The organism is Croceitalea dokdonensis DOKDO 023 (assembly GCF_001306415.1).
GTDB classification, from domain to species: Bacteria; Bacteroidota; Bacteroidia; order Flavobacteriales; family Flavobacteriaceae; genus Croceitalea; species Croceitalea dokdonensis.
In genome coordinates, this window is sequence record NZ_LDJX01000002.1 from 615,450 (window position 1) to 641,892 (window position 26,443).

27 protein-coding genes are annotated in these 26,443 nt (G+C 41.3%); 14 read left to right on the plus strand and 13 right to left on the minus strand.

Annotated elements, in window-relative coordinates; translation table 11 throughout:
- The first annotated feature begins 55 nt into the window (after positions 1-55).
- The 5 genes from I595_RS06255 to I595_RS06275 all read left to right on the plus strand — a co-directional run bounded on the left by I595_RS06255 (position 56) and on the right by I595_RS06275 (position 4,103).
- A complete protein-coding gene (locus I595_RS06255) occupies positions 56-826 on the plus strand; it encodes a DUF6090 family protein (protein WP_054558512.1) in 771 nt (256 codons plus the stop codon).
- Complete coding sequence (locus I595_RS06260; RefSeq protein WP_054558513.1) at positions 823-1,566, plus strand: DUF6090 family protein; 744 nt, start codon at positions 823-825, stop codon at positions 1,564-1,566. The genes I595_RS06255 and I595_RS06260 overlap by 4 nt, the downstream gene beginning before the upstream one ends.
- A gap of 141 nt (positions 1,567-1,707) precedes the next feature.
- Positions 1,708-2,508, plus strand: a complete 801-nt coding sequence (locus tag I595_RS06265) for a DUF6090 family protein (RefSeq protein ID WP_054558514.1) — start codon at positions 1,708-1,710, stop codon at positions 2,506-2,508.
- A gap of 46 nt (positions 2,509-2,554) precedes the next feature.
- Positions 2,555-3,316 (plus strand): DUF6090 family protein, encoded by a 762-nt coding sequence (locus I595_RS06270; protein ID WP_054558515.1) that lies wholly within the window; start codon positions 2,555-2,557, stop codon positions 3,314-3,316.
- A gap of 1 nt (position 3,317) precedes the next feature.
- Entirely contained in the window at positions 3,318-4,103 is a 786-nt protein-coding gene (locus tag I595_RS06275) for a DUF6090 family protein (protein WP_054558516.1), read from the plus strand.
- A 108-nt stretch (positions 4,104-4,211) separates the two neighbouring features.
- Here I595_RS06275 and I595_RS06280 read toward each other — a convergent pair whose 3' ends face one another.
- Both I595_RS06280 and I595_RS06285 read right to left on the minus strand, forming a co-directional pair.
- On the minus strand, positions 4,212-5,753 hold the full coding sequence (locus I595_RS06280) for a glycine--tRNA ligase (RefSeq protein WP_054558517.1): 1,542 nt from the start codon (positions 5,751-5,753) through the stop codon (positions 4,212-4,214).
- 37 nt (positions 5,754-5,790) lie between these two features.
- The gene (locus I595_RS06285) at positions 5,791-6,687 is read right to left on the minus strand and encodes a hypothetical protein (protein WP_054558518.1); all 897 of its coding nucleotides are present in this window, start codon (positions 6,685-6,687) and stop codon (positions 5,791-5,793) included.
- 76 nt (positions 6,688-6,763) lie between these two features.
- Here I595_RS06285 and I595_RS06290 point away from each other — a divergent pair, with 76 nt between their 5' ends.
- On the plus strand, positions 6,764-7,417 hold the full coding sequence (locus tag I595_RS06290) for a ComF family protein (RefSeq protein WP_245628236.1): 654 nt from the start codon (positions 6,764-6,766) through the stop codon (positions 7,415-7,417).
- An 88-nt stretch (positions 7,418-7,505) separates the two neighbouring features.
- Positions 7,506-9,125 carry an Ig-like domain-containing domain gene (locus tag I595_RS06295; RefSeq protein WP_054558520.1) on the plus strand — a complete coding sequence of 540 codons (1,620 nt, stop codon included), beginning with the start codon at positions 7,506-7,508 and terminating at the stop codon, positions 9,123-9,125.
- A gap of 20 nt (positions 9,126-9,145) precedes the next feature.
- On the opposite strand, the gene I595_RS06300 is transcribed toward I595_RS06295, so the two are convergent.
- The 6 genes from I595_RS06300 to I595_RS06325 all read right to left on the minus strand — a co-directional run bounded on the left by I595_RS06300 (position 9,146) and on the right by I595_RS06325 (position 14,506).
- Positions 9,146-9,919, minus strand: coding sequence for a nitrilase family protein (locus I595_RS06300; protein WP_054558521.1), 774 nt, complete (start codon positions 9,917-9,919; stop codon positions 9,146-9,148).
- Between the two features lie 11 nt (positions 9,920-9,930).
- Positions 9,931-10,554: an NUDIX hydrolase gene (locus I595_RS06305; protein ID WP_054558522.1), complete on the minus strand. Its 624-nt coding sequence runs from the start codon at positions 10,552-10,554 to the stop codon at positions 9,931-9,933.
- Between the two features lie 3 nt (positions 10,555-10,557).
- A complete protein-coding gene (locus tag I595_RS06310; protein ID WP_054558710.1) occupies positions 10,558-11,037 on the minus strand; it encodes an ankyrin repeat domain-containing protein in 480 nt (159 codons plus the stop codon).
- A 119-nt stretch (positions 11,038-11,156) separates the two neighbouring features.
- Entirely contained in the window at positions 11,157-12,512 is a 1,356-nt protein-coding gene (locus tag I595_RS06315) for a DUF5689 domain-containing protein (protein WP_054558523.1), read from the minus strand.
- Between the two features lie 44 nt (positions 12,513-12,556).
- On the minus strand, positions 12,557-13,519 hold the full coding sequence (locus tag I595_RS06320; RefSeq protein ID WP_054558524.1) for a YheT family hydrolase: 963 nt from the start codon (positions 13,517-13,519) through the stop codon (positions 12,557-12,559).
- A gap of 9 nt (positions 13,520-13,528) precedes the next feature.
- Positions 13,529-14,506: an NAD(P)H-dependent flavin oxidoreductase gene (locus I595_RS06325; protein ID WP_054558525.1), complete on the minus strand. Its 978-nt coding sequence runs from the start codon at positions 14,504-14,506 to the stop codon at positions 13,529-13,531.
- A 208-nt stretch (positions 14,507-14,714) separates the two neighbouring features.
- On the opposite strand from I595_RS06325, the gene I595_RS06330 reads away from it, so the two are divergent.
- From I595_RS06330 to I595_RS06340, 3 genes are all read left to right on the plus strand, one after another.
- Entirely contained in the window at positions 14,715-15,191 is a 477-nt protein-coding gene (locus I595_RS06330) for an acyl-CoA thioesterase (RefSeq protein WP_054558526.1), read from the plus strand.
- A 45-nt stretch (positions 15,192-15,236) separates the two neighbouring features.
- The gene (locus I595_RS06335) at positions 15,237-17,138 is read left to right on the plus strand and encodes a hypothetical protein (protein ID WP_054558527.1); all 1,902 of its coding nucleotides are present in this window, start codon (positions 15,237-15,239) and stop codon (positions 17,136-17,138) included.
- A gap of 291 nt (positions 17,139-17,429) precedes the next feature.
- Positions 17,430-18,005 carry a hypothetical protein gene (locus tag I595_RS06340; RefSeq protein WP_054558528.1) on the plus strand — a complete coding sequence of 192 codons (576 nt, stop codon included), beginning with the start codon at positions 17,430-17,432 and terminating at the stop codon, positions 18,003-18,005.
- A gap of 217 nt (positions 18,006-18,222) precedes the next feature.
- On the opposite strand, the gene I595_RS06345 is transcribed toward I595_RS06340, so the two are convergent.
- From I595_RS06345 to I595_RS06360, 4 genes are all read right to left on the minus strand, one after another.
- Positions 18,223-18,777 carry a hypothetical protein gene (locus I595_RS06345; RefSeq protein ID WP_157449664.1) on the minus strand — a complete coding sequence of 185 codons (555 nt, stop codon included), beginning with the start codon at positions 18,775-18,777 and terminating at the stop codon, positions 18,223-18,225.
- 257 nt (positions 18,778-19,034) lie between these two features.
- Complete coding sequence (locus I595_RS06350; protein WP_054558530.1) at positions 19,035-19,424, minus strand: DUF4345 domain-containing protein; 390 nt, start codon at positions 19,422-19,424, stop codon at positions 19,035-19,037.
- 811 nt (positions 19,425-20,235) lie between these two features.
- Positions 20,236-21,129, minus strand: coding sequence for a DMT family transporter (locus tag I595_RS06355; RefSeq protein WP_054558531.1), 894 nt, complete (start codon positions 21,127-21,129; stop codon positions 20,236-20,238).
- Positions 21,126-21,479 carry an arsenate reductase family protein gene (locus I595_RS06360; RefSeq protein ID WP_054558532.1) on the minus strand — a complete coding sequence of 118 codons (354 nt, stop codon included), beginning with the start codon at positions 21,477-21,479 and terminating at the stop codon, positions 21,126-21,128. Before I595_RS06360 ends, I595_RS06355 begins: the two co-directional genes overlap by 4 nt.
- 121 nt (positions 21,480-21,600) lie before the next feature.
- Between I595_RS06360 and I595_RS06365 the strand changes: the two genes are divergently transcribed.
- Positions 21,601-22,062, plus strand: a complete 462-nt coding sequence (locus I595_RS06365) for a DinB family protein (protein ID WP_054558533.1) — start codon at positions 21,601-21,603, stop codon at positions 22,060-22,062.
- Here I595_RS06365 and I595_RS06370 read toward each other — a convergent pair.
- Complete coding sequence (locus tag I595_RS06370; RefSeq protein WP_054558534.1) at positions 22,059-22,808, minus strand: DUF3298 and DUF4163 domain-containing protein; 750 nt, start codon at positions 22,806-22,808, stop codon at positions 22,059-22,061. The genes I595_RS06365 and I595_RS06370 overlap by 4 nt on opposite strands.
- A gap of 93 nt (positions 22,809-22,901) precedes the next feature.
- Here I595_RS06370 and I595_RS06375 point away from each other — a divergent pair, with 93 nt between their 5' ends.
- From I595_RS06375 to recO, 3 genes are all read left to right on the plus strand, one after another.
- Complete coding sequence (locus I595_RS06375; protein ID WP_054558535.1) at positions 22,902-24,056, plus strand: cystathionine gamma-synthase; 1,155 nt, start codon at positions 22,902-22,904, stop codon at positions 24,054-24,056.
- 226 nt (positions 24,057-24,282) lie between these two features.
- Entirely contained in the window at positions 24,283-25,626 is a 1,344-nt protein-coding gene (gene gdhA, locus I595_RS06380) for an NADP-specific glutamate dehydrogenase (RefSeq protein ID WP_054558536.1), read from the plus strand.
- 87 nt (positions 25,627-25,713) lie between these two features.
- Positions 25,714-26,436, plus strand: coding sequence for a DNA repair protein RecO (recO, locus tag I595_RS06385; RefSeq protein ID WP_054558537.1), 723 nt, complete (start codon positions 25,714-25,716; stop codon positions 26,434-26,436).
- Positions 26,437-26,443 lie beyond the last annotated feature (7 nt).

A 26,443-nucleotide genomic window follows, 5' to 3' on the forward strand; every position in this document is an offset into this window, starting at 1 on the left:
GGCAGACCTTTGATAGCGAGGAGCCAGACGTTGCGTAGGCCAAAAAACAACATATATGATTAAGTTCTTTAGACAAATTAGACAAAATTTATTGTCCGACGGAAAAACTGGAAAGTATTTCAAATACGCCATTGGCGAAATCATCCTTGTGGTCATTGGTATTCTCATTGCACTTCAGATTAACAATTGGAATGAGCACTTGAAGGGAAAAAAATCAGCCGAGACCCAATTGCGTCAATTATCTCAAAATGTTTCAGGTGACCTTATATTGTTAAATTCCTTAAAAACCATTGTTACAGGCACCTTAAGGTCGTGTCATAAGCTTTCTGAACAATTTCAACTCATAGAACCCTTTGATTCATTAACCACAAGCTATATCATAGACAATATCTTCGAACGGAATTTTTATGGTAATACTTCAGCTTTTACAAAATTAAATCAAAGTGATGAGTTTTCTATTTTACCCAAAACCTTGCAAAACGATATTACACATTACTACAACTTATTAAATCGTGTAAAGGAGCGGGAAGAGATTTCCAATACCTTCATTAAGAAAGATTATGAGCCATATTATTTTGATAATTACAGTATCTATCACAGAAAAGCTAGCAATCAGCATTCTATTATCACTCAATACTATAAAAACGATAAAAGGAAACCCGTTGCGCTTAACATAGACAAAATCACAAATGACCATAAAATGGCTACATTAATATATGCTAGATACTACCAATTAAAGAACCAACAAAAAACCTACCAAGAGGCTATTGAAAAGGCTGAACAGGTTCAAAAGTCTATTAATGATTATCTAAAATTAAATGAATGATTAAATTCTTTCGCCGTATCCGGCGCACACTAATTGACCAAAACCAAATGGGAAAGTACTTTAAATACGCTATTGGTGAAATACTACTTGTAGTTATCGGAATTTTAATCGCACTGCAGATCAATAACTGGAATGAAGACAGAAAGACCAACAATGTAAGGAACAATTATCTTAACCAAGTAGTCATAGATTTAGAAGCGGACAAAGCCTATTACACCAAGGTTATTAACAGTTTAGAGAAAAATTTGGTGAAATATGAAGGCTATAAATCGTTATACGACACCCCAGATTTAGAGATGTTAGAGGTTCTTTATTATGTAAAAGAGAATTTCACCAATTTTACGCTTCGAATAGAAATCAATACGAGTACCATTAAAACGATGATAAACACAGGCACCATTAACTTGATTGAAAATCCGCTTCGCGATGAGCTATCAAAATATGTAGGCAGACAGACAAGGAGCGTTAATATTTATGAGGGTAATGCAGATGCCTCTCAGTTAATAGGTGTCCAATTAATGAGTAAAGGATACTACCCTCAGATGTTAGAAAGATTAGCTAAACAGCCCAAACTCGCAAGAGCCTTAGGTATTGATGATAATCTTCCAAAAGCCCTACTTGAACTTGATGCTTATTTAGATTTAGTTGAATTTAATGAAGTTAATGTCATCAAAGCCTTCAAGGAGTTAAAAGCAGTTGCAGATGAGTTAATTGTGCAAATAAACAATGAAATCCAATAGCGAAAGCCTACTAATCTAAGTACATACTAATTGACCTGTAAGCAATGATAAAATTCTTTAGAGGGCCAAACAAAAAGCAAAAGTCTGGTAGACCTTTTAAAGCCAGGAGCCAGCAAAAGCACTGGCTTTTAAATAAACAGTATGATTAAATTTTTTAGACTTATCCGACAAAAACTGCTCTCAAACCCGCCCGAACATACCGGTTCCGCACGGGCGGGAAATCGTTTCTCAAAGTACTTGCTCTACGCCATTGGTGAAATTATTTTAGTAGTCATAGGCATTTTGATTGCACTACAAATCAATAATTGGAATCTTACCAAACAAGACAGAAAAACAGAGCAAGAAAACCTTCTAGCGCTTCAAAAGGAGTTCTCTCATAATATCACCATACTTCAAAAAGTTATCCTTCAGAATAATGAGAATATTTACAGCGCAGAAAAGATGATTCAATCGTTTAGCAAAACATCTAAAGACACCATTACAGAGCAAACAATGGCTATTTATGGCAGTAAAACCTTTGGTGTAGAAATAAATTTTGAGCCTGAAACTGGTGTTCTCACTGAGATCATAAGCTCCGGTCAATTAAAAATTATACAAAACAATGAGTTAAAACATAAGTTAGCTGGATTTAAAAGCAAGTTTCATGAAATTGAACAACAAGAAAAAGAAGTTCTAGAGTACCGAAACATGGCTATTAAACAAATGATTAATGAAGCTAATATGGAAAGAGTTTATGCAGATTTAGGATTAAGGAAGACATATATTAATACTGAATTTGAGGTCACCGGAGCCAAGGCTATGTTGAACTCACTACCTTTTTTAAACCAAATAGTTTTATATCAGTCCAGCTCAAATGTCACTAATCAGGCATTCTACGAACCCATGGAAAAAGAAATTGAATTGATACTGGAATTAATAGCTAAGCGAGTAAAGGAATTTTGATAAACACATCAATGATTGTACATCTGTCTCACCAATCCATTAACCTATGATAAAGTTCTTTCGAAAAATCCGCCAAAAACTACTTGCTGAAAACCGATTCAGTAAATACCTTCTTTATGCCATTGGCGAAATCATCTTGGTGGTCATTGGCATCTTGATTGCCCTTCAAATCAATAATTGGAATGAGAACATCAAATCCATAGCACTGGAAAAAGCCTACTACTGTAAAATTGCAGAGGACTTGCAGGTAGATATCAAAAATATAGATAGTTCAATGGTCACTATAGATAAGCGTTTAGAAAGTGCAGAACGGTTTTTAAAAAACCTTTTAAAAATTCAAAAGGATAAACAAGTTATTTTTAAAGACTTTATACCAACATTTAGGTATTATAAATTTATCCCAACTAAAGCAGCTATTGTAGATATTACGTCTTCTGGAAAATTGGAAACGCTGCGCAATCAAACCTTGAAAAAAAGAATATTAAGCCATTACACAGAACAAGATAATGCACTACAAATTATTGATATAAATGACAAAGCGCATAACCAAAAACTTTTTGAAATTGAAAGATTTGCAGATTTTGGATTTCAAGAAGTGCCAGAATATCAAAGCATAATTGATGAAGAATTGCAAGGATTATTGTCTAGTACACAATGGCAACAGAACCCAAATGACGAGCTATTTGTAAAAATTAAGGATGTTATGATTTTAGGTATACTTAGAACTCAACGTGAAAAAGAGCTTCTTACAGCCATTAAAGCTGGTGCCGAAGAATTGAGTGGTTGGTTAGTTGAAAACTGCAATTGATATGATTAAATTCTTCCGCCATATCCGCAAAAGATTAATTAACCACAACCAAACGGGTAAACCTGCCTTGCCGGCAGGCAGGTATTTTAAATACGCTATAGGCGAGATATTCCTTGTAGTTATTGGGATTTTGATTGCGTTACAAATAAATAATCTCAATAACAATAGACAGCAAAGAAAAATAGAGCGCACTTATTTATCATCACTAAAATCTGAATTTAAAACTAACCTAAATAAAATTGATGACTGTCTCACAAAAAATAAAAATCTAATAAATTCGGTTGAGAACATGCTATCATTATTTGATACTACTATTCGGGACACCGTTAGTGAAAAAGTAGTGTCCGACATTATATACTCAGTATTTAAAGGAGATGCAACATACACACCTTCAAAAGGAGTCTTAACTGATATTATTAGCTCTGGGAATCTTAATCTAATTCAAAATGAAGAACTAAGACAAAAAATCGCATCTTTCGAGAGCACATTGGATTATTTAAAAATACAAGAAAACTATACGCTTACAACGAAAGGGATAATGTTACAGCAATTAAATAAATATGGAAGTGTACGGAGAGTTTTAGCAAACAGAGGTCTCAATTTTAAGTATAAATCAATTTCTGACAATTCAAAAAATACAGGGGTTTTTGGTTTAATTGAATTTGAAAACAATCTTTTGGACTACTATCTAACCATTCAGGCGACTAATGGACCAAGATTTTTTGGCGGAATAAAGGAGCAAATAGAGCAAATTTTGGTTGACCTTGAATTGGAGATAAAAAAGTAACGAAAGTGAACCAGCGTTTACATTTGCTTGTAGGTTTAAGGCACACTAAAACAGTAATACTTATCAATGGCCAAAGATTCCACAACGGAATCATACAAAGCAAGATGCTTAAATCCGCTTTAACCATTCCCGCATATCCACCTCTTTGGCAATGATGCCCTTTACCTTATCCAGCTTAACACGCTGCTGTTCCATGCTGTCCCGGTGGCGAATGGTCACTGTTTCATCTTCCAAGGTCTGGTGGTCCACGGTAACGCAAAATGGCGTTCCATTGGCATCCTGCCTGCGGTAACGGCGCCCTACTGCATCCTTTTCATCATACGCAACGTTAAAATCCCACTTTAATTCATCTACCAACTTTTTGGCCACTTCTGGCAAGCCATCACGTTTTAGCAAAGGTAAAATAGCAGCTTTGGTAGGGGCCAATACGGCTGGTAATTTTAACACGGTTCGTGTTGTGTTGTTGTCCAATTCTTCTTCTAGCAGGGAATTGGAAAAAACCGCTAGAAACATGCGGTCCAATCCAATGGAAGTTTCTAACACATAGGGCACATAGCTTTTGTTTTCTTCGGGGTCAAAATATTGCAGTTTTTTACCAGAATGTTTTTCATGTTGACTTAAATCAAAATCCGTTCTGGAATGGATACCTTCCAGCTCCTTAAACCCAAATGGGAACTTGAATTCGATATCCGATGCCGCATCTGCATAATGGGCCAATTTTTCGTGGTCATGAAAGCGGTAGTTATCCGCGCCCATGCCCAATGACAAATGCCAGTTAAGACGTTTTTCTTTCCAAGTATCGTACCACTCCTTTTGCGTACCGGGCTTTATGAAAAATTGCATTTCCATTTGCTCAAACTCACGCATCCTAAAAATAAACTGCCTTGCTACAATTTCATTTCTAAAAGCTTTCCCTGTTTGGGCAATACCAAAGGGAATTTTCATCCTCCCGGACTTCTGCACGTTCAAGAAATTCACAAAAATGCCTTGTGCTGTTTCGGGCCTCAGATACAGGTCCATGGCAGAATCTGCGGAAGCACCCAGCTTGGTGCCAAACATAAGGTTAAACTGTTTTACATCTGTCCAGTTCTTGGAACCTGATAATGGGCATGCGATTTCCAATTCCTCAATCAGCGCTTTGACATCGGCCAAATCTTCATTTTCCAATGATTTCCCCAGACGTTTAAGAATTCCGTCTGCCTTGGCTTGGTAATCCAATACCCGCTGATTGGTTTCCAGAAACTGTTGCTTGTTAAAACTATCACCAAAACGCTTTGCAGCCTTATTTACCTCTTTATCTATCTTGGACTCAATCTTGGCGACATAATCCTCTACCAAAACATCTGCCCTATACCGCTTTTTTGAATCTTTGTTGTCAATCAAAGGGTCATTAAAGGCATCTACGTGACCAGAGGCTTTCCAAGTGGTTGGGTGCATGAATATGGCAGCATCCAACCCAACGATATTATCATTGAGCTGTACCATGGCCTGCCACCAATATTCCCGAATGTTCTTTTTGAGTTCTACCCCATTTTGGGCATAGTCATAGACTGCACTTAAACCGTCATAAATTTCACTGGATTGGAAAACATAGCCGTATTCCTTAGCATGTGAAATTACCTTCTTAAAAATGTCTTCTTGGTTTGCCATGGGGCAAATGTAAAACAATGCCCAAAAAGAGGGAAAGTTATTTTAGCTGAAATTCTGAAGAAGAAAGTAAGCGCTCATCTTCAAAAACATTGAGGGTATATATTCCCGGCTCCAACGAGCCTTCCGGTACCGTGATGGCATCGCAGATGCTTATTTCCTTACCGTCATACATGACCTCGGTACGCTTGCTATAGGTATTACCGGCCACATTGACCACATTGGCGTTATGCTCTATCACCTTCATTTCAGGAGTTAGAAACTGTAAATACAGCACTTTGATGTCACTATCATTGCTTGCATCTCCCAAAATGGTAACGCAACCCCTTAATTTTTCAATGGTAGAGGCCTTATTGGTCTTTAACGGCCTACCAGAGCGTACCCTAAACCCTGAGCCCTCTGGATTTTGTAGTTTTAGGTAGCTCTTTATTTTTAGTTCTTTGGCCAGTTCCTTGTTCTTTAAACGTGCAAGGGCCTCTGCCTCTTGCAAGGAGCTAGTGACCCCTTTTAACTCTTCAATCTGTTTTCTGGTACGTTCGTATTTTTCTGCAAGAAGGGTATTGTTGTATTGTAAAAAGTTATTCTTCACCTTTAGGCTATCAAACTGCATCTCCAATTTCCTGAGTGCCTTTTGGCTGTCCCGGAGTTTGGCAATGCTAAAGTTTAACCTACCCACAGAATCCAACAATTGTTGCACCTCACTTTGGGAATCCCGTAAATCTATTTCATTGATTTCGTTTTCAGCTGATAATCGGTTCAATTCCGTTTTGATCAGGGTCATTTCCTTTACCAACAACTTCTTCTCATCCTCCAGATAATTCAATTCCGTTTTGGATTGCGCATAGCTGTAGTAGAACGCCATGAGCAATGCAATAATCACTGCGGCCAAGGCGGCCACAATAATTTTATAGTTGAAATTGGTATCTTGAGACTGCATTATAGGTTAAAAGTAGGTATAAGATATGTTTGGCACTAAGCTTTCAAAGATAATAAACGCTATAAATAGCATACTATTGCCACCCGCATGTTTTGGATGTAATGTACAATTAATCGGTGGAGAGGAACTGCTCTGCACCACTTGCCGATATGAATTACCACTTACCGAGTACAATTTTAGCCAGGAAAACCATGTAGACCGTATTTTTTATGGTAGGGTACCCATTAAAAAAGCCAGTTCCTTCCTCTATTTTTCTTCCATTGGTATCGTGAAAAACCTGCTGCATCAGTTAAAATATAAAAACCAAAGTCACATTGGGATTTTTTTGGGCTCATGGTATGGTGCGCTGCTGGCAGAAGATGGTTCATTGCCAGAAATAGATTATGTGGTCCCTGTACCATTGCACCCCAAAAAATTAAGAAAACGGGGCTATAACCAAGTTACCGGATTTGGGAAACAAATAGCCACGGCCATTAACGCTACCTTCTTGGAGGATGTGCTTACCAAAACAGCCAATACCAAAACCCAGACCAAAAAAAGCCGTATAGAACGTTGGCAAGAGCAACAAAGCTTATTTAAGGCCAAAAAGACCAACGTACTAACCGGAAAAAAGGTCTTGTTGGTAGATGATGTCATCACTACGGGGGCAACCATTGAAGTCTGCGCAAGGGCCCTTCTGGATGCCCAAGTATCCGAGGTTTATGTGGCCACCATGGCCATAGTTCCATAGCAATGCAATTCGTTAAGAATTGGAAAAAGGTTCCTCGGGTTCCTAGAATAAATTGTTTCTTTGTTCCTTAATTAAGTGAGTATTCTCCATGCGCTCTGTACAACGCGGTCTAAGTTTTGTTTTTCTTATTGTTGCGGTTTTTGCCTTTTGGCAATGCGCCCAAAAGGGGAACCCTACCGGAGGACCAAAAGATGTGACACCCCCTGTGTTGTTAAAATCCGAGCCTGCCAATAGAACCACGAACTTTAAGGCCAAAAAAATAAGATTGTATTTTGATGAGTACATAAAGTTAAAGGACGTACAAAGCCAGCTTATTGTATCGCCGCCCCTAAAATATACCCCACAAATAAAGCCACTTGGTGGTGCCAGTAAATTCATTGAAATTATCTTGAAGGATACCCTGCGAGAAAACACCACCTACACCATTAATTTTGGACAAAGTATTGTAGACCACAATGAGGGCAATCCCGCCAGTTTTTTAAGTTATGTATTCTCTACGGGAGACTATTTGGATAGCCTACAATTGTCCGGAGCGGTAAAGGATGCCTACAACAGAACGGCAGACCAATTTGTGAGCGTCATGCTTTATGCGATGGATACCACTTACACGGACTCCACCATTTACAAGTATCCACCCAACTACATCACCAATACGTTTGACAGTGTCCCCTTTTTTACCTTAAAAAATTTAAAAGCTGGAAAATATGCCCTGTTTGCCATAACGGACAAAGGCAAAAACAATGTATTTGACCAAAGGGTGGACAAGATTGGTTTTTTAAGCGATACCATTTCCCTGCCAACGGATTCTGTGTACTTGCTCAACCAGTTTTTGGAGGAACCAGATTATAAGGTTTCCGTACCCAGTTACGTGGCAAAAAACCATATTCTGTTTGGTTATGCAGGTGATGAAAAAGACTTTAAGATACAGACCCTTACGCAGCTCCCAGATTCCGTAAAGACCTATATAAACAAGGATAGGGAAAAAGACACCATAAATTTTTGGCTGACCCCAACGGATATCGATTCCATCATCTTTACGGTCACCAACGAAAAATTAAAACTGAGGGACACCTTTACCGTAAAAACGAGAAAACTCCCCATGGACACCCTTACCCTGTCCCCTGGGCAAGGCCGTTCTTTGGATTTTAAAAAGCCCTTTTTCATAAACGCCAGTACACCAATTGTGGAAATAGATACCAGTTTGGTATCCGTTATGAAGGAAGATTCTACCATGCTTGGGTTTAAGATGGCCATAGATAGTATAAAAAATATGGTGAACGTTGATTTTGAGAAGGAGGAAAAAACAAAATATTATATTGAGTTGCTCCCAGGTGCCATAAAGGACTTTTTTGGTGAGGAGAACGATACCTTACGCTATAACCCAAGCACAGCGGCATTGGCAGACTTGGGAGACCTCACCATTAATCTGGAAGGCCAAGTGGTATACCCTGTCATTGTGCAGTTAATTGATGATAAGGGGGAAACCCTTGATGAACGCTACACCGATGCTCCCAAACCTATTGAATTCAATAATTTGCAACCCTCCAAATATGGGTTTAGGGTTGTTTTTGATAGCAATGGCAACCAAAAATGGGATACGGGAAACTATTTAAAAAACCGGCAACCAGAAATTGTAAAATACTATCCGGATATGATAGATGTCAGGGCTTTTTCTTTGTACAACGAGACCTTTATTATTCGTGAATAAGGTCAATTGCCATGCAACTGTCAGGTAAATGTAAAGCTATCCCTATCTTCCAAAAACCGTAGTTTCCTTCTTGCCGCTTCCAAAGCGCCCTTTTCCAAACGCACCACCAAAACCTCCTCCGCTACGGAATGGACCATGGAATGGCCATAAACATCATAAACGGCAGAGTGTCCCGGATATTCATGGCCTTCCGCATCATCCCCTATTCTATTGACCCCAACAACATAGCTCATATTCTCTATGGCCCTTGCTTTTAGGAGCGCATCCCAAGCCTTAATCCTTGGTTTTGGCCAATTGGCCACATAGAGCAGGATATCGTAGTTGTCCGTATTCCTTGCCCATACCGGAAAACGAAGGTCATAACAGATCAACGGACAAATACTAAATCCCTTATACGGGATTAAAACACGCTCTTGGCCAGCGGTATAGACCTTGTCTTCCCCTGCCAGGGTAAACGTATGCTTTTTATCATAGGTGATGTAGTTCCCATCTGGGTACACAAAGAAAAGCCTGTTAAACCACTTGCCGTTCTCAAAAAAAACAATGCTTCCTGTGATGGCGGCAAGGTGCTTTTTGGCAAGACCTTGCATCCAGGCAACAGTGATAACACCCTCCTTGGCATCCAAGTTTTTGGGGTGCATGGTAAAACCGGTGGTAAACATTTCGGGGAGGACAAAAAGGTCTACTTGCTGTGCTACCTCAGCTATTTTTCTTTCCAAGACCTTTCGGTTTCCGGCTGGGTCTTCCCAAAGAAGTGGCGTTTGTACCAGGGCTATTTGAATACTGTTGTCCATCTTTTCCGTTTTTAATCCACGTAAGTGGTCTGGACGTTGTTCATCACCAAGTCATACAAATGTCTTAATTGGCTTTCGAGGATACGCTCCTCGGACAGTTCCGGTAAGTTGTCCAAGGGAAAATAGTCTGCCCCGCGCATATCAAAACCTGCTTGCAGTTCTCCGCCCGTTGCTTTGCATAGAAACATCAATTTATAAATATAGTACGGCTCTGCGGGATGCCTGTGCCGTTGCTTGTCATAAATGGCCAGCAAGCGAACCACCTCGGCATCTATTCCCGTTTCTTCCTTAATCTCCTTGATGACCACTTCCTTGGGCGTATTGCCAATGTCTGCCCAGCCGCCCGGGATGGTCCATTTGTTGTCCACGCTCTCCTTGGCCATTAAAATCTCGTGCTTATCATTCATCACAAAACCCCTGACATCTACTTTTGGGGTGGGATAGTCCAATTGAGGGATAAAAAACCCATCTATCTGGGCAAAGGGAACATCGGCTAGATGCGCCATTAATTTTAAACTGATTTCCCTGAGTTCTTGGTATCGTTCTTCATCATAGGGGTCTTCCACATAGACCAAACCCATTTCTGCTATGGCTTTGATTCGTTTTACGACATCTAACTGTTCCTTTGGAGACATAAGCTAGGAATACGAGGTTAACAAGGCGATCATTTCCGTAGCTTCTTGGGACTCCGCATGGTCCAAGGCCTTTTGGCCGCGAGCGTCCTTGGTATGGACATTGGCCCCATGATCCAGCAGCAACCTGGCAATTTCCAGCTTATTAAAGGTTGCGGCATAAATTAAACAGGTACTTCCCATGGCATTTACGACATTAACATTGGCACCAGCACCGACCAAGGTCTTGGCAATTTCGTAGAACCCCTTAAAACATACCCCCATAAGGGCCGTATTTCCAGAACCGTCCGTTGCATCCACGGATGCTCCTTTTTCCAATAAAAGGTTGGCAATAGCTGCATGGCCGTAATAGGTGGCCAAAATCAGGGGGGTTGAGCCACGTTCATCCCTAATCCGAACCAATTGGGCATTTTTTTCCAATAATTCCGATACCTTTTTAAAATTTCCGTTTCGTATTTCAGTGAAAAGAATTTCCTTATCATCCATAAGCGCTACTAAATTTTTGTGAAGCTGAACAGCCTTTAGCCAGTAGAACATGCTCTAATGTCCAAATAAGGCCCAAGTTATAAAAAAGAGCGGTTTCCTTTTTACAAAAACGATGCTAATTAGCGTATCCCTGGTGTAAAATCCTCAGGGGCCATTTGGGGCAAATTGGTAGTTCCTGCGTCTCCAGAGTCATTGAAAATAAGCCATTCACCAAATGTATACAGCGGACTTCCCATAAGAATAGCTTCCCTGCGGTTGGCCCTGCCATCCTCAAATTCATGGTTGGTGCCGGTGCCATCCATACCAATTACCCCAAAAACGTCTATGACCGTTCCAAAAGGGTCTATCAACTCCAAATTATCATCCCCATTGGAATCTGCGGGACTATTGGTACCTACGGCAAGGTCTGGCAAGAATCCATAAACGGTCTCAAATACTCCAGCGTTGGGGGAAATCACCAAAGTGCTCTGGGCGGTAATAATCAAACCAGAAAGGTCAATAGTGGAACTGACCTCCGTATTGGCATTGGTATACCTTCTAATCTGCCAGCCGTTTAAATCAAGATCGGAGTCACCTGCATTGTACAGTTCTAAAAACCTTGCTGAGGCGTTATTATCGGGGTCTGCCAGTTCACTAAAAAAAATGCGGTTGGAGGTAAACTCCGTAACCACATCTTCACAACGTTCTGACTGAAAGTCCATATCCCCTAAGGTGCGTATGGCCAGCTGAAAATCATCGTTTTCTTTTAGCAACACTCCGGTAATACGTCCATTTCCAGAAGGAAGGGCATCTGCCTGAAAATCTGAAAAACCACTGTTGACCAGCAGTAATTCATTGTCCTCGCAATCGGTTAGGGTGCGTTCGGTTTCCGCTGCGGCCGATGCAAAGGGCAGCCCTATTTCAGCTGCGGCAAATTCCAACTGGTCAAAGGTCACCAGGGTGTTTATCTGGCGATCCATTATTGTGGAAATGTTAGTGGGTGTTGGGACTATCCCAGCAGCTTGATCGCATGAGACAAAAATATGCTCTGGCACCTTTAGAGCGGGCAATCTGCCCACAGAGGTGGTGCCAAAGGCGGCAAAGGTTCCACCTAAGCGAAAAACCCCTCTGGTTTGACCAAGATACAGTCCCTTAAGTTTAATGAAAATTTTAGTGCCAACCGGATAAAATAAATGGGTATCGCGCACATCAATGGAAATCTGAAATCCTTCGGTAGGATTGCTAGGGTTATCTTGAAAATGCAAAACGCTAAAAAAATTACTGGCCTCATCCGAGGAAACTACAAAGCCCTCTATAACCCAATCTTCCTGAATCTGAATCAACCCATCCTGATACAGGGATTTAACCTGTGAAAACGTGGCGTTGGATACCAAAGTAGTGGTACAAGCAGCATCTGGTACCTCAAAGGAACGGTCTTCCACACAAGAACACAAAAGGCAAGTGAATGCCAATAGCCAGCCAACTTTACAAAACATAATAACGTTAATGGTAGAATTAAAGATAGTGGAAAATAGCTACTTTACGTAAGTTCATTAAAAAAGCGGACGGCCCGCATTTCTACATAGCTCACATTCCGTTTGCCCCAAAACCCAACATGCCCCCCAAAGTCTGGCATTTCCAAATACAGCTTATCATTGGCAGCGGCCTGCGCTATTGGGTAACAGCTAGGCCCTAGAAAGGAATCATTTTTGGCGTTGATGATTAGGCTGGGAAGCTGTATGTTGTTAAGTACGGGAGCGCAGCTACATTGGGCATAATAATCCAAAGCGTCCCTAAATCCATGTGCAGGACCGGTATAGACGTCATCAAAGTCTTTTAAGGTCGCTATGGATTGGATGGATTCCACTGTTATACGGTCTGGAAATTTCTTTCTTTTTTCATGTAATTTGGCCAAAAGGTGCTTTTTAAACCTTTTGGAATAGAGTACATTTTTAGATTTTAACAGCTCGTCACAGGCACTCTTTAAATCGCAGGGCACGGAAACCCCAACGGCTGCCTTAAGACGGGATGGCAATGTTTTGGTGTCCCCCAGATATTTCATGATCAGGTTTCCTCCCAGGCTAAAACCCATAAGATATAGGGCGTTGTAATTTCCCTGGGCAATAACGTGCGCAATAACAGACTGTAAATCTTCCGTAGCCCCGGAATGATAAGAACGGTACATGTTATTGGGCACTCCACTACAACCCCTAAGATTGATGGCACAGGCATCATAGCCATCTAAATTAAACTGTTTGGCGCTACCCGTTATGTAATGGCGTTGTGCGTCCCCTTCCAGGCCATGCACTAGGATGACGAGTTTTGATGTGGGCCGGGAACTTTCACTCCAATCCAGGTCCAGAAAATCACCATCTGGCAAGACTACCCTTTCCCGCTTTTGCACAAGGCCGTGGATTTTTCTGAACACCCCGGAATAAATGGTGGAAAAGTGCCCATTTCTGAATAGGAAGGGCGGCTGATAATCTGATGGGACGAGCGGCATGCTATGCTTTTATTCTTTGGGGAAACGCTCCAAAAGTTTGGCCTGCTCCTCAATGGCGGCTTTGAACTCCAGCTTTAACTCTGCAACCAGTTCCTTTACCGGCATGGTTTTATCAATAGTGGTTACGCCCTGCCCTGCGGACCAGATGGTCTTCCAAGCCTTTGCCTCGGTATCCAGCTCTTTGCCAAAATCTATTTTGGTATCCTTTTTTAAGTCTTCCTCAGTAATGCCGGCGGCTTTTAAACTGGCCGACAAAAAGTTGGCGTGCACGCCAGAAATAGCTGCGGTATACGTTACGTCACTGGCACCTGCCGCAATGATCATCTGTTTGTATTCCTCGGGGGCCTTACTCTCATTGGCATTGATGAAACGGGTGCCCATATAGGCCAAATCTGCACCCATTTGCATGGCGGAGGCAATGTCCCTGCCCCGAGAGATACAGCCAGAAAGGATGATGGTCTTATGAAAGAATTTTTTGACCTCGGCCACCAAGCTCATCGGGTTTATGGTGCCGGCGTGTCCTCCCGCACCAGCGGCCACAAGGATGAGTCCGTCTACACCGGCCTCGGCCGCTTTTTCCGCATGTCGTTTTTTAATAACATCATGGAAGACTAGGCCACCGTAACTATGTATGGCATCAATCACCATGGAAACCGCACCTAAAGAGGTGATGATCAAGGGCACTTTATGTTTTATACAGAGTTTTACGTCTGCCTCCAACCTGGGATTGGTAGGGTGTACAATGAGGTTAACACCAAAGGGTGCCGCTTTTTTACCCGTTTCCTGTTCCCATTGTTGCAGCGCTGTCTTTATCTCAATGAGCCATGCCTCAAAACCTTCACTGGTACGCTGGTTTAAGGCTGGAAACGTACCTACAATACCATTCTTACAACATTCTACCACCAATTTAGGGCCTGAAATTAGAAACATAGGGGCAGCGATTGCAGGTAGGGAAAGGTCGTTGATAAAAGAAGCTTTTAGACTCATTGTGTTTCACTTAGATTTAGTCAAAGCTAGCGTATTTTTATCAATTGTTATGCGTGCATAATAAACTTAACTTTGACGATATAAATTAGAGCCAAGAGCCAAGAGCCAAGAGCCAAGAGCCAAGAGCCAAGAGCCAAGAGCCAAGAGCCAAGATAAAAAAGTTAATTTTCTTGATTTTCTAAAAACAGCAAGCTAACATCTAAAATCTATGTTTTTAAAAGAATTTGAAATCCGATGGAGTGATATTGATGCCAACCGCCATTTGGCCAATGCAGCTTATTTAAATTACACTGGACATACTCGTATGTCCTACTTGGCGCAGCTGGGTTTTAACCAAAAAACCATGGCCAAGCACCAAATTGGACCCGTGGTGTTTTACGAGCATATCTACTATTTTAAAGAGGTGTTCATTGGCAAGCCCATTAAGGTCTCTTCTGAGTTAAAGGGCATGAGTGAAGATGGGATGTTCTTTGAATTTCATCATGATTTTTATGATGCCGATGGAAAGAATTTTGCCCATTCAGAAATGATGGGGGCTTGGATTGACCTGAAAATACGAAAACTTACGATTCTGCCTGATGAGTTTATGGCAGCGGTTGATAAAATAGAACGGGCAGAAGATTTTAAAATCTTAACCAAAGAAGATACACGAAAATTTAAGAGGGTGCCCAAGGATTTAGTATAAAGAATGGTTCAATATTTGATGACTCAGACTATACGATGACATTTTATGAAAGAATTGAAACACTTACTTTTTATCCTTCTACTTATTATTTGTAGTGGTTGCCTTGAGAAAAAAATCCCGCCAATAAAAAAAATCGCTATAAATGACCCTTTTAAAGCCACAATGGTTAAAAGTCAGTACTTTCAAATATCTGGAGAAAAAGATAATATTATTGAAGGTAAAGAGGGTACTTTATTGATTTTACCAAACGGTTCACTCATTACCGCCAAGGGGAATAAAGCAAACGGAGATATAACTATTGAATTAGCTGAGGGCTTAACTCTAAATACGATGATTCTCTCCAATCTTACAACCACATCTAGAGGTAAATTATTAGAAACCGGTGGTATGATTTATTTGAATGCAACCTCGGACGGGGAGCAATTACAAATCAACCCTGAAAAGCCAATTTATATAGAGATTCCTACAAATCGTGTTGAACCTGACATGATGGTTTATCAAGGAATTCGCGATAGTATGGGAAACATGGATTGGGTCAAACCAAAACCACTTTCAAATTCACTGATTCCCGTTGATATTTTTTCCCTTGATTTTTTACCCAATGGTTTTAGGGAAGAAGTAGAAAAAGGCCTCCCCTTCGGAACTTTTGAAAAACCAACAGATGAAATCGTAGACAGCTTATATTACTTCCAAGATGTATATATGCAAAATCTCGTTTCACAATTAAACGCTATCAACAGACTTACCAATGAATCATCAAAAGATATTTTTTTAAATGCCAATCAAGTAAATTCATTTAACGACGAAGAAAGGAATACTAAAGATTTGGATACCATCTCTTCATCGCCAAAAACAGAATACGGAATCAATCCTTTAAAAATAAAGGCTATTAAGAGCGATGGCTTTCAAAATACCTTAATTGCCACGAGGGAGTTTCAAAGAAGACTGAAAGTTATGTTTAAGATTTGCAGACCAGATGTGCTTGACATCTACATCGACAACTTGGATGAAAATATGTGGGAGTTGGATAGACTTGTAGCCGAGGTTCTAGTTGATAATCGATATCAGGATGACTTCTTGTCATTTCAGAAAGAAAAGAAAACTAAGGTTGCCGGTACTTCCATAAATTCTGAGCTTTTAAAAAAACACTACACTAAAAAAATGGATGAGGCCAAGCGTGATAGGGAAAGACTTAGCAAAAAACTGACCGAAATTCGAAAAATCGAAGAACAGCAATTGGATTCATTAAAAAAAGAATATCAAAAAGTATTGAATAAACGGAAGCGATATCGAATGCAATCCTACGGATTTGAGCAGACACAAATGGGTTGGATTAATATTGACCGGGGCACGGAGGTAAAAGACTGGAACTATCAAAGTCTTGAACTAACGGTACAAGAAGGTGCCAACTACGACAAAATCTTCTCTTATATATTTTACAAATCAACAAATAGCCTGTATCGTTTGAACAGTGCAGACAATATTACATTTTATGCCGGAGATGCTCCGGCAGGCTCTATGCCCATGCCAAAACATAAACCAGCTGTGGCTGTGGTAGTGGGCTACAGGGGGAACAAAAATTTCTTGGCCATTAAGGAGTTTGAAACTACAACCCTGAAAAATTTGAATATTCGACTTAAAGAAACAACTGTAGAGGAGTTGAACCAAAAGCTGTCTGAATTTGAAATCAACGGTTCAGAAAATAGTATTAAGGTTGATTTGAACGATATAAATCAAATAGCTCCCAGTAAAAAAGAAAAACAGAATCTAGATGATTCCTACAAATTTTTAAAGTTATTGAGAGAGAAATCCTTTCCTTCGGATAGTTCTTTTATGAGATTCGATAGGGTTTATCAGATAGAGCTTCAAGTTGATACCTGCGTTTCCAATGTAAGAATCAAAGATGAGATAATGGAAACCTTACCAGAACAGGTGCCAATGCTTTGAGACTAATTTGACCTGAGTATTCTGATTCTGCATAACCACAAAAAAACAAGCCATGAAGTCTGTTCCCCGAAAGCCCTAAATAATATAAAAATCCGTTTCAGATTATGTAACACACTACTTCCCAAAACTTTACTGGTTTTCATTATATAAAAAATACTAGATTTCGGGTATTGATTTGTCCTATTGTCCCATTGTAATTTGGACAACCTTAAAAAACTATTGGTGTAATCCTAAAAATGGTGTCCGATGCATTTTAAACCAACGCTTCGATTAAAAACAATTTTATATTTAATGTTGGTATGTTTAGGGTCTTGTGATAGTGCCCAAAACGACGATGAATTTAGTATTGGACAAAGCAACACACTATCATATCAAGGTAAATCTTTCAGTTATGACAAAGGACTAGTTTTGAATCGGGGAACATCAGGAAATCATTACAATATTGATTTTAAAATTACCGATGGTGTCTTTACAGCTGTTGACATCTATATCGGCTTCATTCCATATACCTACTGGTATTTTGGTGGTGAAACCGTAAGACTTGATTTGGAATTGTATGCCCCGGGTAGGGCTAGGTTCAGTCCTGGCAGCTTTACATATACCCCACTTTCAGAAGACGATATTGGAGATGCCCCAAACTTAGCCGGGGAATTCCTATTCCTTGATAGTGAAATCGGTCTTGATTTAAATGGTGATGGTGAGGTAGATACCGACACGGGTTCGGAACTATTTGATATAACCGATGTTACCATAACGGTAGACGAGGTTTTTCCCAACTTCAAGATTGGTTTTGATTTGGAATTAGAAAATGGGCAATCGGTCAGTGGCAACTATGAAGCTGAATTTACCGTTTGGCCAATTGATTAGAATGAACTAGAGTTAGAAATTAATGGAAAAGGGGAATTGAAGATTCCCAAGGATACGGTGGCTTATCGTTTTGGCTATCCCATTGTTCTTTGCTGTTGAACGCTGGCGGGGCTTGGTAAGAACCTGCACTATTTTTAGGCCCCATTTCTTTGTATACCTTGTTCTTTGGCTATGCTGCCTAAAGTATTATCCAAATAAGGTACGGCGCCAAAGCTTCTTATTCACAGTGCTTATTGTAAAAATCCACCACTTCAAAAACATACTTCATCTCCTTGTCAGTTATTTTACGCTGAAGCTCCGGGCAGTCTGCGAGGTAGTCGCTAACCACTTTTTTTACTACCCTTCCTAGTCTATTCTCTGCGGGAATAAAGAAATTATGTTCGGCTTTTTTAATTAACCCCAAGGATTCCAAATCGTTGTTATCACGGTCTATCCACTCCAGTTCATAATGCGATAGTTTTCCTTTGGAAATAACTTTTAAAAAATGTTGCTCGCCATCTTGGTCTATATAGTATTTGGAATCAAAAAAACGCCCCTTTGCAAACAATTTTGTTACTAAATCCAAGGTATGGCTTTCATAATCGTAACCATTAACGCTGTAAGAAATCACCTTTTTTAGCTTCAACCTCTTTTTTCTTCCCTTTGTATCGGTTAGTCTTAATTTTCTGTAGAATTCACTCCATGCAAACCCCTCTTTAAAGTAATCCACCTTTCCGTACAAGGTGTCCCCTGTTATTAGGACAACCCTGTCCAACGGTTGGTCCTTGGTCATGGGCATTGTTTTGCAAGATGAGAGATATAGTAGTACAACTAAGGAAAAAAGACAGCTTTTAATTTTCATAAAGTAAAGGTATGTATTGTTGATTTTATAGTTGTTGGGATGTGGGGTATCATGTTTGGCGCATCATGATCAAAAGGCATTTTGCATTCCGTTTGGTAGCGGGCAAATAACCTATCATTCCATTTAGTGCTGCGCTTTTGACCGTATCCCAAAGGGTTGTTGTCAACTGCTGGTTTTTCTGGGGGCCTTTAACCTCTTTCCGCACCATATCGCTTGAGTTGGTAAATGGAAAGCAGGCCAATGATACATTCTGCCAGTATCCCAAAAATGTAGCCTCCCGTGGGCAATCCGTCCGTTACCATACTTAAAGCGCGTCCGGTGGCAAGGGAAAGCATAAACACTATATTCAATTGCGTGGCATTTTTCCAATATTCCGTTTTCCAAATCCCCAAAACCCATACCAAACAAATTCCAAGATAAAGGCACATTATTGCCTTTAGCATATTGGAAAGGTCTTTTGTGTTTACCTGAATGTCTAAATGTTGGGGCAGAATGGACGGTGAACCGTAAATTATTGCCGTGGGAACCACAATGGCTAAAGAAATAAGTAAGTGGGCGTTCTTAAAAATCCAGTTCATGTATACATCGTATTTAAAATTTTATAACTCCCATTCCTTAGCCTTTTATTTTTGGTTGGTGTTTAGTTTTCAGATTAGGGTCTCCCCTTATGGAAAGTTACGGGTTACTATCCATTTTTTTTGGATTTGGGGCTAAAGTTCATAGTTCTAGGTGGATTCGTAAGCGTCTTTGAAAGCTTATGGAAGCCTTAATTTGCCGTGAAACCAATTGGCCTTTATTATCTAATTCAGACAACATTTGTTCTATACTAGTATATTAAAAATAACCAAACTTGGCTACTACAATAGGATATTCATTATTTTCCTTTTTTTGATGTAAACTCAAAACAATACTAATAGTTTGTTGAATCTATTTCAGCGAAGCGGACTTTCCCCAATACCGGAATCCAAGAATAATCATTTATTTTTAATAGACGTAGATGGATGTTCATTCATTGAAAGGGTGTAAAAAACTACAATCGCATATAGTAAGCTCGTAAAACTGTTTTTGAGTTAAAAAACTTTTGAAAAAAGGGGGGGTGAGGTAATCATTAATTTCTTTTTAAACGCTACTATTTCCTATTCCTACACAGTGCTTGCAACAGTATTCCCAGTTTTCCATACCTGAAATTCACTCTGACTAGGATTCGACAATTCATTTCATACAAATAAACCTGGCAACGCATTTAAACCTTCAGAAACCCACACGGCAAAATATATATAGCGCTTCTTCATAGCCATCAGTAAGTAAAGCTAAGGTGTTTATCAACCAACAAGTTACCACAATTACGCCATACACATCCTTATGCTACACTAAGGACCCAGAGCCCCACTACGCTTTTTCCCGTACCTTTTTACTGGCCAGGTACACCCCAAACAATACCAATAAGGCCGCCCCCACCTTTACGGTGGTAAGGCTATCCTTTCCGGTAAACAAGGCAAATAAAATACCAAAAAGCGGCTGTACGTAAATAAAGGCCCCAATAGTGCTGGCCTTTAGTTCCGTCATGGCAAAAACATTAAAGAGGTAGGTCATAAAAGTGGTACCAATGATCACAAAGGCAATGATGCCAAGGGCCCACAGGGGCATGGTCTGCCAATCTATCAGTAAAAAATCTGTAATGGTCAAGGGAAAGTTGATGACTACCGCAATGGTGAACAACCACTTCATGAGCGTAAATGGGTGGTATTTGGCTACCAATTTTTTCGCCACGATCAAATAACTCCCGTAGGCGGTGGCATTAACGATAAACAAAAAATTGCCAAACGGGATGTTAGGGGCGTCTTGCCGAAGCTCGGCACCAAAGAGTACCAAGGCCAATGCCCCAATAAAACCCAGCGCAATGCCCAAGCCTTTGTTCCATGTAATCCGTTCCTTTAAGAAAAAGGCGGAAAGCAGCACCACAATAATGGGGCTAATGGTCACCAGTACCGCACTGTTAATGGGTGTGGAGAGTTCCAATCCTTTAAAAAAACTGAGCATGTTGATCACCATCCCAAGCAGTGCCGCAACCAACATACGGCCCCAGTCCTTCCTTTCTATGGTTTCCCTTGGCCCAAATACGGAGATGCCCCAAAACAATAGGGCGGCACCCACCACCCGTAAAAAGATAAACCCAAAGGGCGTCACATAGTGGGGCATGACCCCTTTGGCCAACGTATGGTTAATACCGTAGATGGTAGTTGCCGCAATGGCCGCCAACAAGGCCAGCGTGCGTTTGCTCATCCGTGGAGGGCGGCTTTTCCACCCGCTACCTGCTTTTTGGCGTTGCCAATAAAGATGTCCTTGCCAACAACCACAACAGGTCTTTTGAGAAAGGTATAATGCTCCAATATCAAATTTTTATAATCGGTCTCAGCCAACTCTTGGGTGTTAAGGCCCCTTTGGCGGAAGAGCATCGCCCGGCGACTAAACAGAGATTCATAACTGTCCGTAAGGGCCCGCATTTCCTCCAGTTCCCCCTCAGTTATGCCTTTTGATTTGATTTCCCTAAGTTCAACACCTTCCAGGGGTTCTAGTTCCTTTAAAATTTTTTGGCAGGTCTTACAGGTTTCTAGGTGAAATATTTTTTTCATGGATAGCTGTTTTTAAGATGGGTTCCCATGGAGATGGGTAGCGTTTATTTTGATTCTGGGTACAAAGAAACCCAATTCTGGCAAATTGAACTATTTTTAGCGAAAATCTAAATCCTAGCACGTGGAAACCCAGTTTACCATCATTCAACAGAACAGGAAGCTTTTGTACCATTACCTAAAGAACACGCCTAAAGAGGACTTGTTCCAGATTCCAAAAGGCTTTAACAACAATATTTGGTGGAACATTGCCCATGTGGTGGTCACGGAACAAATATTGGTATACAAACTAAGCGGACTGCCTGTAAACGTTCCCAACCAGGTGTTGGAGCGTTACAAAAAGGGAACTTTTCCAGAGGGCATCCCCCCCAAGGAAGAAGTTGAGGCGGTGACCAAATTGCTTTTTTCCCTTCCCCAAAAAACTAAGGAAGACTATCTAAATGGTGTTTTTACGAATTTTGAACCATATATGACCACGCCCAAAGTTGGGTTGAACTCGGTTGAGGATGCCATTGCGTTTAACGCCTTTCATGAAGGCCTGCACTTGGGCAGCATCATGGCGTTGGCCCGGGCCGTAAAAAACTAATTGGGCGTTATCCGGTACGCTTCTTTAAGAAAGGCATTGACTTCTTTAAATGGAAGGGTAAAGGCAATGGGCCCGTCTGCGTAAGAGGCAATTTCATATTGGTTGTAGTGGAGCTGTAGGCCGGTTGGTGTAAATCCCATATGTTCCGGCAGGTGAAAAGTGTCTTCCTCAAACATAAATCCAGAACTATTTATCGGGGCGTTTTGGGGTATGCCATAGGTGCTCCGGAAGTTGGTTTCTACCATTTTGGCAAAACCTTCAACATCCATAAAAAGTTCGGTGGGGTCTAGTTCTTTCCCGGATACCGCATCAAAATTTAGCCAAATACGTGCCCCATATCCGTGGGCGCCCCCAGTAAAGGAATAGGTATCCAACTTTAAAGAGACCAGTACCGGGCTTTCATAAGCGATTTCCCCCAGCACCTCTGCTTCCCAAGGGGCAGCGGTAGCCCCAAACTCCTTCACCATTTTTTGGTAGCTGTTCCCAAATGAGGCCATTGCCGCCTCCACGGTGTTTACCTCTTCTTCTTCATCGAACTTTAAAAAATAAATCAACTCCTCTGAGATAGCCGTGTTTATGGTCTTGGCAACGGAGGTTTCATCCAGCAATTGCGGAACCAGAATATGCACTTGGGCGCAGGATTCGCAGTCCCCTCCCTCCAGTAACAGCGGTGCGATTGTAAGTTTTGGTTCCTTTTGGCAACTTATCAATGCCAACAGTAAAAATAAGGGGGTAAAGTGTTTCATATTGTTCTAAATGCAGATCAAAAATAGTGTTTGATATGCAATTCTTAGAATTGATAAAGTTTAACGATACCTTTGTAATGAAAATGTGATACCATGAGCAAAACAGATTTAAAATTCAATAGCAAAACCATACATGGCGGCCAAGAACCGGATGCGGCATACGGTGCGGTGATGCCGCCCATTTACCAGACCTCTACCTATGCACAGACCACGCCCGGTGGCCACCAAGGTTTTGAATATAGCAGGAGCGCCAACCCAACCCGTACAGCTTTGGAGAATTCCTTGGCCAGCATAGAAAACGGGCAATATGGCTTGGCTTTTGCCAGTGGATTAGCTGCGATTGACGCGGTCATAAAACTGTTAAACCCTGGCGATGAGGTGGTTTCCACGAACGACCTCTATGGCGGCAGCTATCGTTTGTTTAAACAAGTTTTTGAAAAATTTGGAATCACCTTTCATTTTATTGGCATGCAGTCCTTGGAGACCATAGCCTCCAAAATCAACGACAAAACCAAACTGCTTTGGGTAGAAACACCAACCAACCCCATGATGAACGTTATTGACATCAAGGGTGTGGCCGCATTGGCAAAAAAACACCATCTATTGCTTGCCGTGGACAATACCTTTGCTACGCCCTATTTGCAACGACCATTAGATCTGGGAGCGGATATCGTTATGCATTCTGCCACCAAATACTTGGGCGGCCATAGTGATGTGGTGGTAGGGGCCCTTGTGGTAAAAGACAAGGCATTGGCAGATAAACTCTACTTTATACAGAATGCCAGCGGCGCTGTTTGCGGACCTATGGACAGCTTTTTAACGCTTCGTGGCATAAAGACCCTGCACGTACGTATGCAAAGACATTGTGAAAATGGGAGGCAAATTGCGCAATACTTGGCCCAGCACCCAAAAATTGGCCAAGTGTACTGGCCCGGTTTTGAAAATCACCCAAACCATGATATTGCCAAGGCGCAAATGGATGATTATGGGGGCATGATTTCTTTTGTACCCCATGGTAGCAGCTTTAAGGATGCCATTAAAATCGTAGAGCGCCTTAGGGTATTTACCTTGGCAGAATCTTTGGGAGGGGTAGAAAGCTTGGCGGGCCATCCAGCCAGTATGACACATGCGAGCATCCCTAAGGAAGAACGGGAAAAAAGTGGCGTGGTAGATGCCTTGATTCGCCTGAGCGTGGGCATCGAAGATGCGGAAGACCTCATTGCAGACCTAGAGCAGGCCATTGGCTAGTGGATACCTACAGTCAAGGAATATGATGACCAAGGAGAGGCTTATCTTTAAACCCTATGTTTGTCAAAAGATGCCTTAATGAAATGCCTTGAGGTAATTTCCCTATAATATTTTCAAAATCTTACGATTTGGATTATACAAATAGCATAATTTTGCCGTTATATTCGTAAATCGATAAAAACAGTCATAAAAAAGGGGATGCCCTTAACATATTAGCAATTTCTTTATGGAAGACAAAATCAAAACATTCATGGACGAGGTCATTACCAGAAACGGTCATGAACCCGAGTTTATACAGGCGGTACAAGAAGTTGCCGAAACCGTGATTCCGTACATTGCCAAAAATGAAATCTACAATGGAAAGAACATCCTGTTACGGATGGTAGAACCAGAACGATTGATTTCATTTCGTGTGGCATGGGTAGATGATGAAGGTGAGATCCATGTAAACCGTGGGTACCGCATCCAAATGAACTCTGCCATTGGGCCATATAAGGGCGGGCTGCGTTTTCATCCTACGGTGAATGCGAGTGTGTTAAAATTCCTGGCCTTTGAGCAAGTCTTTAAAAATAGTTTGACCACCCTGCCCATGGGCGGTGGCAAAGGGGGTTCGGATTTTGATCCCAAAGGAAAGTCAGACGATGAGGTCATGCGTTTTTGCCATGCTTTTATGACGGAACTATCTAGGCACATTGGGCCCAATACAGATGTTCCCGCTGGGGATATTGGTGTGGGCGCACGGGAAATTGGTTTCCTTTTTGGTGCCTATAAAAAAATTAGAAATGAATTCACCGGTGTCCTAACCGGCAAGGGAATGTCCTGGGGCGGTTCCTTAATACGGCCAGAAGCTACCGGCTACGGTACAGTGTACTTTGCCGACAGCATGTTAAAGACAGAGGGTAAATCTTTTGAAGGGAAACAGGTCATTATCTCCGGTTCTGGGAACGTAGCGCAGTATGCGGCGGAAAAAGTGCTTCAACTTGGCGGTAAAGTACTCACACTCTCTGATTCTGGTGGTTATATTTATGATAAGGACGGGATTGATGAAGGCAAATTGGCCTTTGTAATGGACTTAAAAAACAAAAGACGTGGGCGTATTTCTGCCTATGTTGATGAATACCCCAATGCAGAATTCCATAAGGGCAAAACCCCATGGGAGGTGCCTTGTGACGTGGCGCTACCTTGTGCCACCCAAAACGAACTGGATGGGGACGATGCCAAGACCTTATTAAAAAATGGGTGTATTGCCGTGGCCGAAGGGGCGAACATGCCATCTACCCCAGAGGCCATCCACGCTTTCCATGACGCGGGCATCCTATTTGCCCCAGGAAAGGCATCCAATGCAGGAGGTGTGGCCACATCTGGTCTGGAAATGTCCCAAAACTCCTTGCGTATTAGCTGGACGCGTGAAGAAGTGGACAAAAGATTAAAGGATATTATGGAAGATATCCATGATTCCTGCGTGGAATATGGAAAAGAGGAAAATGGCTACTGTAATTACGTAAAAGGGGCAAACATCGCTGGCTTTGTTAAAGTTGCGGATGCCATGCTGGCGCAAGGGGTCATTTAAATCCCCTAGGAAATTATACAAAAGTGAACCGTTGGAGTTAGGGGCAATACACCTAACTTTACGGTTCACTTTTTTTGGTTAAACAGCATGCAAGTACGTACCCGGGCTATTGTTCTATCGGCCATAAAATATGGTGATACCAGCCTCATCGTTAGGGCATATACCTACTCGGACGGGCTTAAATCCTACTTGCTCAAGGGAGTGCTCAACTCCAAAAAAGGAAAATTAAAAGCCGCTTATTTTCTACCCCTCACCCAGTTGGACATCAATGCTGTCCATAAAAACCGGGGCACCCTGGAAAGTATACGCGAGGTAAAGGTGATTCACCCCTACAAAACACTCCATACGGATGTTGTCAAAAACAGCTTGGTCCTTTTTTTAAGCGAAATGTTGGGCAATAGCATTCAAGAAGAGGAAAAGGATGAACGGTTATTTAACTATCTTATCAATGCCTTTAACTGGCTGGATGCCCAAGAACATATGGCCAACTTTCACTTGGCATTCCTGTTGAACCTAAGCAGCTTTTTGGGCTTCTACCCAGATGTATCGGACACCTCCGGAACGTATTTTGACCTGCTGGAAGGAAATTTTATCCATAGCCCGTCCTTAAACCCCCTTATCCAGCCAGAACATATTTCTGGATTCAAACAGTTGTTGGGCATAAAATTTGATGCATTAAAAAAGGTAAGAATCAGTAAGAAAAGCCGTGACGCCCTGCTCAAATCCATGATTTTGTATTTTGAGCTACATTTGCACGGTTTTAGAAAACCTAAATCCTTGGCAGTATTGCATGCGGTATTCGATGAATGATAAAAGG